11 protein-coding genes are annotated in these 12,879 nt (G+C 56.5%); 3 read left to right on the top strand and 8 right to left on the bottom strand.

Features of this window, described 5'->3' with window-relative positions; genetic code table 11:
• Positions 1-59 precede the first annotated feature (59 nt).
• A complete protein-coding gene (locus tag NXC24_RS21480; protein ID WP_245464010.1) occupies positions 60-2,231 on the top strand; it encodes a bifunctional diguanylate cyclase/phosphodiesterase in 2,172 nt (723 codons plus the stop codon).
• A 379-nt stretch (positions 2,232-2,610) separates the two neighbouring features.
• Here the strand turns inward: NXC24_RS21480 and NXC24_RS21485 are convergent, their stop codons facing one another.
• From NXC24_RS21485 to NXC24_RS21515, 8 genes are all read right to left on the bottom strand, one after another.
• Complete coding sequence (locus NXC24_RS21485; protein ID WP_104825542.1) at positions 2,611-4,209, bottom strand: IS66 family transposase; 1,599 nt, start codon at positions 4,207-4,209, stop codon at positions 2,611-2,613.
• A gap of 44 nt (positions 4,210-4,253) precedes the next feature.
• The gene (gene tnpB / locus NXC24_RS21490) at positions 4,254-4,607 is read right to left on the bottom strand and encodes an IS66 family insertion sequence element accessory protein TnpB (RefSeq protein ID WP_104825480.1); all 354 of its coding nucleotides are present in this window, start codon (positions 4,605-4,607) and stop codon (positions 4,254-4,256) included.
• Positions 4,591-5,025, bottom strand: a complete 435-nt coding sequence (locus NXC24_RS21495; protein WP_104825481.1) for a transposase — start codon at positions 5,023-5,025, stop codon at positions 4,591-4,593. Before NXC24_RS21495 ends, tnpB begins: the two co-directional genes overlap by 17 nt.
• A gap of 288 nt (positions 5,026-5,313) precedes the next feature.
• Complete coding sequence (locus NXC24_RS35170) at positions 5,314-5,556, bottom strand: hypothetical protein (protein WP_158704514.1); 243 nt, start codon at positions 5,554-5,556, stop codon at positions 5,314-5,316.
• 39 nt (positions 5,557-5,595) lie between these two features.
• On the bottom strand, positions 5,596-6,075 hold the full coding sequence (locus NXC24_RS21500; protein ID WP_104825482.1) for a chemotaxis protein CheW: 480 nt from the start codon (positions 6,073-6,075) through the stop codon (positions 5,596-5,598).
• The gene (locus tag NXC24_RS21505; protein WP_104825483.1) at positions 6,075-8,003 is read right to left on the bottom strand and encodes a HAMP domain-containing methyl-accepting chemotaxis protein; all 1,929 of its coding nucleotides are present in this window, start codon (positions 8,001-8,003) and stop codon (positions 6,075-6,077) included. The genes NXC24_RS21500 and NXC24_RS21505 overlap by 1 nt, the downstream gene beginning before the upstream one ends.
• Before the next feature lie 1,087 nt (positions 8,004-9,090).
• Entirely contained in the window at positions 9,091-9,846 is a 756-nt protein-coding gene (locus tag NXC24_RS21510) for an SDR family oxidoreductase (protein ID WP_104825484.1), read from the bottom strand.
• A 51-nt stretch (positions 9,847-9,897) separates the two neighbouring features.
• Positions 9,898-10,824 (bottom strand): SMP-30/gluconolactonase/LRE family protein, encoded by a 927-nt coding sequence (locus NXC24_RS21515; RefSeq protein ID WP_104825485.1) that lies wholly within the window; start codon positions 10,822-10,824, stop codon positions 9,898-9,900.
• Positions 10,825-11,197: 373 nt separating this feature from the next.
• Between NXC24_RS21515 and NXC24_RS21520 the strand changes: the two genes are divergently transcribed.
• Entirely contained in the window at positions 11,198-11,701 is a 504-nt protein-coding gene (locus tag NXC24_RS21520) for a flavin reductase family protein (RefSeq protein WP_104825486.1), read from the top strand.
• 56 nt (positions 11,702-11,757) lie between these two features.
• A complete protein-coding gene (locus tag NXC24_RS21525) occupies positions 11,758-12,849 on the top strand; it encodes an LLM class flavin-dependent oxidoreductase (protein WP_104825487.1) in 1,092 nt (363 codons plus the stop codon).
• The last annotated feature ends 30 nt before the right edge of the window (positions 12,850-12,879 follow it).

The following is a 12,879-nucleotide window of genomic DNA, read 5'->3' on the forward strand; positions in this document are numbered from 1 at the left end:
GAAAGTTCGACCGGATGTATGACACCTCCTGTCCCTTTGCCGGCAGGAGGATCCATGTGATGCTGCTATCTCTCTCCCATAACTGGCAGGCGGAAGGTTCGTTTGCGGATAGCGATTCAGTTGCTCAGCCCGGCGCGATTGCCCACGTGGACGAGTCTAGCCGGCACGAGAAGCAGCGGCTTGAAGATGCGCTTGAATTCGCGGAAACGATCATCGCCGCCATCCCTGATATTCTGTTTGAGATGGACCGAAACGGACGGTATCTCCAGATATGGACAAAGCATCCGGAACTACTGGCTGCGACCAAACAACAACTGCTGGGCAAAACGGTAAACGACGTCCTCCCGCCTGAAGACGCGGCGGCTGCGTTGCGCGCCATCCGCGAGGCCGACGAGAAAGGCGCCAGCGATTGTCACGTCATTCGCATCGTCCAACAGAACGGCGAGTCCCGATGGTTCGAGCATCATGTTGCAAAGAAAGCGGGCAGTGAAACATCCTCCCAAACGTTTCTTGTTCTGTCACGGGATGTTACCGAACGGAAGCTGGGAGAGCATATTCTAGATGAAGCGCGAACACGCCTCCTCACGGTACTTCAGACTATACCCGACATGGTATGGTTGAAGGATATCGAGGGCGCCTATCTCCTTTGCAATCACGCCTATGAGCGTCTGATCGGCAAGTCGGAGTCCGAAATTGTTGGCAAAACGGATCTAGACCTGTTTGACGCCGACGTCGCACGCCTTTTCCGCGAAAGGGAGCTGGAAGCGATCCGTGCCGGAGGCGTCGTGATCAATGAGAAATGGGTCACACACCACGACAGTGGACAACGCATACTTCTGGAAACACGAAAGGTCCCAATCGTTGGCGCCGAGGGAAAGACAACGGGTGTTCTCGGCGTGGCCCGCGACATTACCGAGTTGAACGCCTCCCGCGAAAAAATTCATCGGATGGCCTTCTACGATTCGCTTACGGACTTGCCCAACCGGGAACTGTTCTTTGGGCGGTTGCGGCAAGCGATGGCAGATGCTGAGTCCCATCGCCAAGTTGTAGGCGTCATGATGATGGACATCGACCATTTCAAAGCCGTAAACGACACGATGGGACATCCCGTCGGCGACGAACTGCTTTGTCAGGCGGCCAGACGCTTCCAGGCAAGCGTGCGCAGCGCCGACACCGTGGCCCGTCTCAGCGGCGATGAATTCGCCATCCTCTTGCCAGACATCCGGCACGCGGACGATTTGCGCGATATCGCCACCAAGATGCTCAAAACATTCGACGAACCCTTCCTGCTCGACGGCAGGGAAGTCTTCGTCTCATGCAGCATCGGGATCGCGCTCCATCCAGAGCATAGCACTGATGCAAACGATCTCGTCAAATATGCCGATTCCGCAATGTATTTGGCAAAGCGTCTTGGGCGGGGAGGCTTCCAATTTTATTCGAGGCAACTGACAGCAGACGCGCAACACCGCCTGATGCTGGAATCGGAATTGCGCCGGGCCATCGAGCGCTGCGAACTGGAAGTGTACTACCAACCCAAGGTACTCGTCGAAAACGGCAGGATAGTCGGCTCGGAGGCTCTCCTGCGATGGCATCACGGAAAGATGGGCATGGTTCCTCCGGCTGAGTTCATTCCGATTGCCGAGGACACTGGATTAATCGCGGATTTGGGCCGATGGGTATTTCGCGAAGCCTGTCGAACCGCGGCAGAATTGAACGCCGACACCCCAGCGTCTCACAAAATGGCGATCAATGTCTCATCCAGGCAGTTCCAGCGATCTGATCTGCTGGAGATGGTAACCCAGATTCTCGATGAAACCGCCTGCCGCCCTGAGTGGATCGAGATTGAGATCACGGAAAGCCTTCTGCTGGATCAACAATACGAGACACTGGCCACTCTTTGTGCCCTTCGGACGATGGGAATCTCAATTGCCATCGATGATTTCGGTACCGGCTATTCGGCGTTGAATTACTTGGCTCGCTTTCCCATCGACACCCTGAAAATCGATCGATCATTCATCAGCAGTGGCGACAAGCGCAGCGCAGAGCTAGTCAAGGCCATTCTCTCGATCGCCCGTTGCCTTGGGCAAAACGTCGTGGCGGAAGGTGTCGAGACGGTCGAACAGGCGGCGTTCCTAAGGGCTAACGGATGCGACGCGGCACAAGGGTTCTTGTACAGCAAGCCCGTGCCAAAAGCCGAATTCGTGAAGCTGCCGCAGTTCTTTGGTGTTTGATCAAGATTGGTGCCAGACGGATGCCGTTGTCGATAATCAATATCGCATACCTGCTCCAGTAGGCATAGCGTTCGCAGAGCTCAAAGGCGAGAGGTGCTGCTCGATATAGAGGGTCCTGTCCGTCGCCTTGCCGCTTCATACCGCGGCCGCGGTTCTCGCGATTATTGCCGTGTTCTTCTGCGGACGTAGACCAACCGCTGGGGGAGGTGCCGTCGTTCGATCGAAATCGAATCGTTTTTGGCGAGCGTCGGCACTACTTCGATAGAGCGTGTCGCCGCCAAGTCCACGCGATGTGAGCAAGAGTTTGGCTGCAATGTGCGGGTTGCGATATCGTAAGCGCGCGTTTCATTGCACGTGGTAAGCGGCTTGAAGGGGCAGCTCAGGCTGGCTGGCTTTTGAAGTTAAAGGGCAGCAGGTCGTCGATATCGACATCGTCGGGGCGCTGCGGCAGTTCGGTGAGGACGTGGCGTAGCCATGCGAATGGTTCGACACCGCAGGCGCGACAGGTCAGCATCAAGCTGTAGATGACGGCACTGGCTTTGGCCCCCTGGACTGTATCGCTAAAGAGCCAACTCTTTCTTCCAGTTGCAAAAATCCTGATGTCGCGCTCCAGCAAATTGTTGTCGATCGGCATCCTGCCGTCATCGGTATAGCGGGTCAGATAGTCCCATTGGTTGAGCGTATAGGAAACGGCATCGCCAAGCTTGGTGTCGGGCACGACCTTTGGCGCGATTTTGTCGAGCCATTCCTTGAGGGCGGAAAGGACCGGAACGCTATGTTTCTGGCGAAAGCGACGCATGTAATCGGCCTGCGTTTCGCCGTCATCGGGCTTTTCGTCCCGCACCTGCCTTTCGATCCGATAAAGCTGGTCGAAGAACTTGATGGCCTGTGCCGGCGGCCCACCGGGTTTCTTGCGCGCCTTGAGAGCCTCGACAAAGCGCCGCCTGGCATGGGCCATGCACCCGACATGCGTGGCACCTTTCAACGTGCGCCAGGCCTGATAGCCGTCACTCATCAAGATGCCGCGGTAGTCGCCAAGAAAGGCCTGCGGATGCTCTTGTCCGCGGCCGGCCTGATAATCGAACAGCACGATCGGCTGTTTACTGTCTTCGCCACTACGATAGGCCCACATGTAAGAGATGCTGGTGGGATCCTTGCCCTCTTCCTTCAGCACCTGGACTGTGGTCTCGTCACCATGGATGATCGTCTGCGATTGGAGCCGCAGTTTCAGCGCGTCATAGATACGAACGAGGTGTTTCTCGCTCGAACTGATCACCCAGTGGCCGAGAGCGCCGCGGCTGACAGGAACGCCTGCACGCTCAAAGGCCTGCGCCAGACGATAGAGCGGTGTGCCATCGACATATTTATGGACGAGCGCGAAGGCCAGCGTCGAGGCCGTGGCTATGCTGCCGGGCAAGGGCTGCTTCGGCATCGGCGCGATGACAACAGGCGTATTGATCCCGGTCCGGTCGCAGTTGCGGCATGCATATTTTGCTCGGACATTCTGCAGAACCTTCGCCTTCACCTCGATGTGAAGCTGTTCTGTGACCAGTTCGCCCATGCGGTGCATCTGATGGCTACAGCACGGGCAGACCTTCTGATCGTCGGCAAGGTCATATTCGACGCGCTGGCGCGGCAGGTTTTCCGGCAACGGCCTGCGACCAGGTTTCTTGCGTTCCGGCTTGTCGGTCTGCGGCAATCCCGTGTCCGGAAGATCGATGGTATCCGCCTCGTCGGCGAGGTCGCAACCCTCGTCCCCCTCAAGGACGCTCTGCTCGGCTTCGTTGAAGATGCGATCCACGTGCTTTTCACTACGCGGCGCAAAACGATGCAACTGCGCCAGCGCCAGCTCTTCCTCGAGCTTGAAGACGCGCTGCGCAAGGGTATCTTTCTCAGCCTTCAGCGCGGCAATCTCGGCAGCATTCGCCGCCAAAAGCGCCATCAATTCTTCAACGGTCGGGGTACCGGTTCGAGTCATCGCATTTTTGAATCTGAACCGCTCCCCTGCGTCAACCGCCAAATTCACCCGACAAATTCATATTGTCGCACCGGATGGCGAACCATCGCGTCGAGATCAATGCCGTCGAGCAGCCAGTGCAATTGCTCGGCATCAAGCGACACCACAGCCTCCTGTCGCCGAGGCCAGCGGAACTTATCTTCGGTCAGCGCTTTCAAAATTAGCACAAAGCCCGATCGATCAAAAAACAGCAATTTCATCCGGGTTCTGCGACGGTTGCAGAAGGCAAATACCGCCCGCTCGAACGGATTGAGGCCCATAGACTGCTCGACCAAAATCGCGAGGCTGTTGATCCCGGCCCTAAAGTCGATCGGTTCCCGGTGAAGATAGACGCGCAGATCATCAGCCAGCCGGAACATCGCAACGCCCCAACGCTTCGATCATCGCCGACAGAGCCTGCGCATCCGCATCTTCAAGCTCAAGCCGCACGCCGTTCGGTAGCGATGCCTTCAAGCGCATCCGTGGCGATGTCGGAGCCGACGGGGCCGGCGGTCGTCCAGTCGGCGATGCCGCAACCACCGGAACGAAGGCCGACGGCGCGCAAGGCATAACCGTCAACGCCTTCTCCGCCTGCCGGCGCTGATGCAGCTTGATCCAGTTGCGCAACTGATTAGCATTCACCCCGTACTTCAGCGCAAGCCCTGCAACCGATACCCCCGGCTCAAGGGCCGCGTCGATCAAGCGTTCCTTCTCGACCGGATCAAACCGCCGCTTGCCATTGCGAAGAACCTTGACGACCCGAAGCTCCCCTGAAATTCCCGCGCCATCCAATGTCATTGTATCCACAGTCTCCGTTGTGGACACAGATTCGCTCAACACTCCGCCAATGAACAGGTGCAGCGATTTGCGCGCTTACGCGATATCGAAATTGTAATCGACGCGTTAAGACGGATACATCAATCACCGTCGCCATTCTCTTTGTGCCGCGGTCACTGCAAAACTCCCGTCACGCCGAGCCCGAGCAGAAATTGAAGGAAGAATGTATGCGAAACTGGCAGCGGTCGCGCGGTGCCACCAACCTTTAAATGCTCCCATCTTAGCGACCGTATCGGAAGCTGCGGTCCCTCATTGGGGCTTATAGAGTAGGGCGTTGCTTGTGACGGGCGAAACGGCCGGATCATTTGTGCTGGCGATCAGCAGACGGGCATAAAGTGCTTCCAGATAGTTAGTGAGGTTGAGTATCTTTCTTCGCTCGCCTTCAAACTGCCGAAGCAGATCTGCCTGGCAAGATGCGTCGGCGCTAGCCGACATGACGACTGAATCGGTCTGAGCGGGTTTGGTGATTGGCAGGTTGATAATCTGTGACAAGAGCTGACCTTTTGGAGACTGGATCTAAAAAATTGGTTGCTAAGCCGTCGATGCCTGCATGACATTGGCGAACATGTGGTCAAGATTGAGGAAGCAGACCATGTTTTGTTCGAGCGGGATGATGCCATGCACGAAGGCGGGATCAAATGCGGCGCCGAAATCCGGAACCGGCTGAATGCGATCATCGCTGACAGACAGGATGTCGGAGACCTGGTCGACGACCAGGCCGATGACGCCTTGCCCCACTTCGACAACGACAATGGCGCTACGGCTGGTGTCGACAGCGCTTGGGATGCCGAGCTTTGCCGCAAGGTCAATGACCGGGATGACGAAGCCCCGCAGGTTCATGACGCCGAGGACGTGTGGCGGCGCGTGGGGCAGCGGCGTTGCCGCCGCCCAGCCCCGGATTTCCCGGATCGAAGTGGTCCTGATACAGAACTGCCTGTCACCCAGATGAAAGGCGATAATCTCCAGCGTCGCAGTTGAAGGATGGTTGCCCTGATGATCCGCCTCAGACATCAGAATTCCTCCCACTGCTCTGCGACCGCTGTGGAAGTTGCGCGACCACCAAAGGCGCTGGCAAGTTTGTGGCCGAGCGTGCGGGCCGGTGAAGCGACTGGCTTGCTATTGGAGGTAGCCGCGCGCACGACCTGACGCGGCACGGAAGCTGCCGTATCCAATTTGAACCGGGCCACTAGGTCACGCAATTTAGCCGCCTCCTGCGCCATCTGGCTGGTGCTCGCGGTGGATTCCTCCACCATTGCTGCGTTCTGCTGAGTTACCTGGTCCATCTGATTGATGGCAGTGTTGACTTCGGACAGCCCGGTCGATTGCTCTCTCGCAGCGGTCGCGATCGAGTTGACATGTTCGTTGATTCTCACGACATGCCCCTGAATTAGCGTTAGCGCCTCTCCGGTCGCAGTGACGAGTTTGACACCTGAGTTGACTTCCTCGCTGGAACGATTGATGAGCCCCTTGATGTCCTTAGCCGCGTTGGCTGAGCGCTGCGCCAGTTCGCGAACTTCCTGGGCGACGACCGCAAAACCTTTGCCGGCCTCACCGGCCCGGGCAGCTTCGACCCCGGCGTTGAGAGCCAGAAGATTGGTTTGGAAGGCGATCTCATCGATGACATTGATGATCTGGCCAATCTCGCCCGAAGCCTGTTCGATCCGCCCCATCGCTGCAACTGCATCCCTGACGACGGCACTCGACTGTTCGGTGCTGCGGCGCGCCTCGTCGACCATGTGACTTGCTTCCAGAGCCCGTTCCGTCGAGCTCTTCACCGCAACTGTGATCTCTTCCAGAGCTGAGGAAGTTTCCTCCAGCGAAGCTGCCTGTTGCTCAGTACGCTTTGACAGCTCGGCTGCCCCGTGGCTGATCTCGCGCGAACTGCCATCCATTGTCGATGTCGAATGAGAGATCGCAGCAAGGGTCTCGCCCAATTCCCTCACGGAGTTGTTGAAATCAAGCCGCAGCGGCTCGAAATCAGGAGTAAGCGTCTCGGTGAGTTGGAATGCCAAGTCGCCCGAGGCCAAGCGCTTCAGACCACTGGCAAGATTGGACGTCGCCTTGCGTACTTCGGCGGCTTCATTCTCCGCGTGTTGTAGTCTCGCGGCGCCGTCCGCTTCCGCTATGCGGCGGCGTTTTTCCGCCTCAACCTCGAGCTGAGTATTCGAAATCGCCGTTTGCCGGAATACTTCGACCGCTTGCGCCATGTCACCAATCTCGTCATGACGATGGCGATCGGGCACGTCTTGGCTTGTGTTGCCGCCGCTCAGCAAATTCATGTAGGCGGTCATCCGGCTAAGGGGTTTCATCACTCGGCGCGAGGTCAGCACCATGGCGAAAATTGCGACGCAACTGGCAATGCCAAGCGCACCGTAGGTTAAGGTCAAACTTGAATCGATGGTGGCACCTGTCGTGTCCAGGTTCGCCTTGTTATCAGCCACGTTCTTGTCGACGTCTTGCTGAATCGCGTCGCCCGCCTTATCGTAAGCTACCTTACCTTCGCCAAGAAGCAAAGCAGTGGCTTCCGCGCTCTTGCCGCTGTCCTCCAGCCCCTTTGCGCGCTGCCAGATTTGCTGGTACACAACGTTGGCGTTGACAAATTGTTGATAAATCGCCCTTTCGCTATCGCTTGTAACAGCGGGCTCATAGGCTTTCAGGTCTTTAGCGATTTCGGACTCTGTTTCCTTGATATCGGCAAGAATCGCTTGGTGCTTTTCGGCATCGGCTAGCAAATAGGCTTGGTGCTCGACACGCAGGTCGCCGTAATCGGCATTCAATTGACCAAGCGTAAGCACGGAAGGGACCGTGTCATCAGCAATTGAACGGCTCGCCTCACTGATTACAGCAAGACTACGTGCGGAGATCAGGCCCTGTCCGATGGAAACGGCCGCAATGCCGCCAAAGAGGGCAAACAGTGTCGATTTAATTGTAAGCCGCATTTATCGATGCCTTTTGAAACTTTGAAGCAATGTGAAATGCTCGTTGATCGAGCCAGACCGAAATCCGCTGGAGATGGTTAATGGGAACTTAAGATCTTGTTTATTGTGCAACGCCTTATGGGTTAGTTTCGTTTTGCGGATACGCCAACAAAACTTGGATATCAGCAGCTCGCCTTTCCCGATGTGGCAACGTCGATCAGTGCGTCGGCCAAGGTTGAAGTAAGCGTTCTCTCTAAGAGAGTTATCCGGCATTATGGAGCAAGCAAGTGCCACAAGATTCCGACGACGGCTGATGCAATCTCCTTGGGGGCCTCGGGAGTGTAGAGTATGGTGGAAGTCGTAGACGAATTGAAAGTGAAACGAGTCGAGATCAACACCAGGCTCGAGGAGCTGCAGCGAGCGATCTCGTTCTCGACGATCAGAAAGCTGCATTCGAGAAGGTGATCGGGTTCCGCGATCCCGGTTTCAAGCTGGTTGCGCCGCCTTCGAAAGCACACCGAACATCTTCACATGCGCGGCGAGCGGTCACCGAGCTTGTCAGGGCAAGAATAACCGCCACAATCGTGCTTGATATCCTGCGCCGCTTAGGACGGACAAAGACGACGCGGAGATCGCTGAGCAGTTCGCGAATGCGGCCGACCTCGGAAGCGAAGCGGCACCTTGGAATCTGCCCTCACCAGCAGGCTCTGCGCAACGTTGAACGGCTTGGGGCATTTGCTCCATAATGCCGGAGTTATCTTTGCTATCTTGTTTCGCGACATAGCCAACGAGCCGGCGGTACATTTCAGGCCCGCGATCTGACGCTCCGGTTGCCCGTTCGATCACAGTGAGATGATTGCGCTTAGCACGGCGTGTCAGTACCGGAGCAATATTCCTCAACGTGTCGCCTTACATAGAATGTTACTGTCTTGCCCTGCACAAGAAATCTGGAGTGAGGGCTTCCATCGCAGGAATCAGTGGCGTTGAGCTAACGGGGATTTCCCGTCACCTTAAAAGCAGCCATGTCCACTTTTGGGGGCCGTCGGTCACTCATCCAAGTCAAGGCTTTGGTGCTCTTTCCCCGTTTGACAAATCAACAGTTTACCTCTCACCGCGCGCTATAGCCTCCATCGGCCATGAGGATGTGCCCTGTGACAAATGATGCGCTTGACCCTGCGAGATATACAATCGCATCGGCGATCTCGCTTGGTTCTGCCCAGCGTCCAAGGGGATGAGCACTCTTGATGGCTGCCTCTCCGGCTTTCGGATCCTCCAATCCTTCGAGGTATCGTGTCAGAAATGGCGTGTTGATAGAGCCGGCGCCTACGGCGTTGACGCGAATACCTTTCGGCGCATAGTCGATTGCCATCTGTCGAACGAGTTGCAACAGCGCGCCTTTAGCCGCACAGTATGCGGCTTGTTCGGGGAGACCCACGACGCTCGAGATCGAGCCAGTTGCAACGATCGACCCAGACTGTCTTTCGATCATGGAGGGGAGCGCTCGTCTTGCCATCAGGAAGAACGCCTTGGCATTCGCATTCATGACGCTGTCCCACTCCTCCTCGCTGGTATCGTGCACCGATTTCGAAATGATAAAGCCCGCATTGTTGATCAGGATACCGACCGGGCCGAAAGCATCTTCAGCACGGTTGAAAATTCCTTCGACGTCATCGGACCGCGTAACGTCTGCCACGACGGCGACGATGCGGCCGGGCGCGAGGTTTTCGAGATCCTGGACCGACGACGTGATATCTGTCGCGCAGATGCGCGCACCTTGCGCCAATAATTTAACCACGACCTCTTGGCCAACGCCGCCGGCGGCGCCAGAAACCACGATGACTTGTTCAGCGAAGGATGAGTTCATTTGTTTGTTCCCTTTGGTTAAGTTCGCAGAGGTAGTCACGATCGAGATGCCCTATGTCGTCGCCGGTCGAGCCATCGGCCTAGTTTGCAGAAAGATGGCATAGAGGCTCTGGGTAGCACAGATAAACAGGCGGTTTCTCTTGGCACCTCCAAACACCACGTTAGCGGTTGTTTCCGGGATGCGGATCTTGCCTAGCAATTCCCCGCCGCTGCTCAAGCAATGAACCCCGTCCGCCGTACCGACCCAGATGTTTCCCTTTTCATCAAGGCGCATGCCGTCGTAGATGCCCTGATCGCATGTCGCCAGGACCTGGCCGTTACCCAAGGTCTTGCCGTCCGGCGCGACGTCAAATTCGCGAATGTGTCTGGGACCGTCGATGCTGTGGGTCGCGCCACTGTCAACGATGTAGATCGTCGACTCGTTTTGATTGAAGGCAAGGCCATTGGGCTTGACCAAGTCATCTGCAACGATCGAGAGAAGGCCGTCCGCAGGATCGACGCGGTAGACGTTTGAGCTGCCGATCTCCGATGGGCTTCGTTGTCCTTCATAGTCGCTGTCGATGCCATAGGTCGGGTCCGTGAACCAGACGGAGCCATCGGACTTTACCACGACGTCATTCGGAGAATTCAGTCGCTTGCCGAGATAGTGCGATGCAAGGACAGTGATCGAGCCGTCGTGCTCGACGCGGGAGACGCGGCGCGATCCGTGTTCGCATGCGATCAGCCGGCCTTCGCGGTCGATAGTGTGTCCGTTTTGAAATCCACAAGGACTCTCGAACACCGAAACTGAATTGTCCGTCTCGTCCCACCGCATAAGCCGATCGTTTGGTATGTCAGAAAAAAGTAGGTAACGCCCTGCGGCGAAATAAGCTGGTCCCTCCAGCCATCGCCCGCCGGTCCATAGTTTCTCGACATGAACGTTCGGAAGGATCAGGCTCCGAAAACGGTCGTCATGAATTTCAAAAGCGTCGGAAAACATCTGCACCTCCCAAACTCATCGCAAATGGCTGACCCCGCGTCGATCTCCCTGAGTTTCTCCCGTAAATCATAATGCAGATTATCTACAATCGACAAGGTGTGTAGAGAGACTCATCGCAAAAAATGCACTCTTCGCGAGGGAGGATATGAAAGTCCATCTTGCCGTTGAAGGGATCTAACCGCAGTATCCCAGACGTGATCAGACGCATAATGTTCGTTATGCCTGCGGTTTGGATCTATTTGCGCACGATCGCTTCGAGATGATTTTATGAACCAATTCCGACGGTTACTTACATTCTTTCCTCGCGACGCATTTGTGCGTTGACGGATTGTAGATAATCTGCAAAATTAATTGTGATGAATGGGAGCATCCAATGCGCGACCAGAATGAAGAAAACTTCCGTCAATCCATGCGGCGCCTCGCTGCCACCGTGTGCGTCATTTCCTGTCAGAACGAGGGGGTGCGGCATGGCATCACCGTGACTTCGGTGACGTCGCTATGCTTCTCGCCGCTTTCCATCCTCGTGTGCATCAATCAGAAGGCTTCGGTCCTGGCCCCGCTGCACAAGGAAAGGCGGTACTGCATCAATCTCCTGCAGGCGTCGCAGGTCGAGATCTCACGGCGTTTCAGCGGGGGTGTTCCCGCCGGCGAACGTTTCCTCGATGGCAACTGGGAGCTTGAGGGCGGAATTCCTTATCTCGCCGACGCCCAGGCCAATCTCTTCTGCGAGATCGATATGGCCTACAGCTATTCAACGCACGACATCATCATCGGCAGGGTGAGCAATTCGCGCTTCGCTGCCGAGGTTTCGCCACTGATCTATCAGGATGGCCTCTACGCGATCGGCGCTCCGATTCATCTTTCGAATGCGGCCTGAACGGCCGGTAAGCCTTTGGCGCTCCGGCGCCTTAGAAAAGTTTTTAGGAGAATGACATGCAACTCGGCTTGTTCAGCCTTATGACCTTGCGCGACCATCCCGACGGTGCCGTCGGCGTCATGCGCGATACGAAGAAGATGGTCCAGACCGCCGAGGAATTGGACTTCGATATCGCCTGGTTTGCCGAGCATCACTTCGCCAACTATTCCAGTTCGCCATCCCCGCTGATGATGTGCTCCTACGCGGCGGGCTGGACAAATAAGATCAAGCTTGGACCGGGAGTCATCGTGCTGCCGCTCTACAATCCGCTGCGCGTTGCCCAGGAGATCGCGGTCGCCGATACGCAGACGGAAGGACGCCTGGTCGTCGGCATGGGAACCGGCTATCAGCAATATGAATTCGACCGTTACGGTACCGCCATCGAGGACAAGGTCGACGTCTTCCTCGAATATTGGGACGTCATCGAGAAAGCATTGGTCGACGGCGAAGTCGAATATCGGGGCAGGTTTTTCAGCGTTCCCAAGACCAGCTTCGCGGTCAGTACCCAACAGAAGCCGCTGCCGCCGATCTTCGTGACGACGTCGCACCCCAAGCTGCTCGACAGGTTCAAGAAATGGAATGCGACGCCTTTCATCGCGGCAAGCACCCTGGGCTCGCCCGTTTTGTACAAGATGGGGGACGGGCTCAACAAGGCATGGGAATCCATCGGTGAGAACCCGCTGAAGAAGCCGCTGGCGATCATGCAATACGTCAACATCACCGACAGCCGCAGCGAAGCGCTCGCTGTCGGCGAGCGTGCCCGCTATGTTGGTCGTATGGCTCACCATCTTCGACAGGCCGAGTTGCCGATCGATGACAAGGGCTATATCCGCGACGAACCCTATGATGGCGAATATACGCTCGACCAATACGCCGACAACATGGTGGTCGGCGACCCTCATATGGTCGCGGAAAAGATGATCGCCGATATCAAGCGGCTCAATCCCACCAACTACACGTGCAACTTCTCCTTCGGATGCATGCCGATTGAAAAGGCGCACAACTCGATCATGCGGTTCAAGAAGGAAGTGGTGCCGCTGATCGAGAAGGAACTCGGTCCTATCGGATCGAGTGGCCACGAAGCAAGTCAGCAGCGAAAGGCCAGTTAAAGAGTGCGGATGGGGGCGTAAAGTCCGGCC

Source organism: Rhizobium sp. NXC24, assembly GCF_002944315.1.
In the GTDB taxonomy this organism is placed as follows: domain Bacteria; phylum Pseudomonadota; class Alphaproteobacteria; order Rhizobiales; family Rhizobiaceae; genus Rhizobium.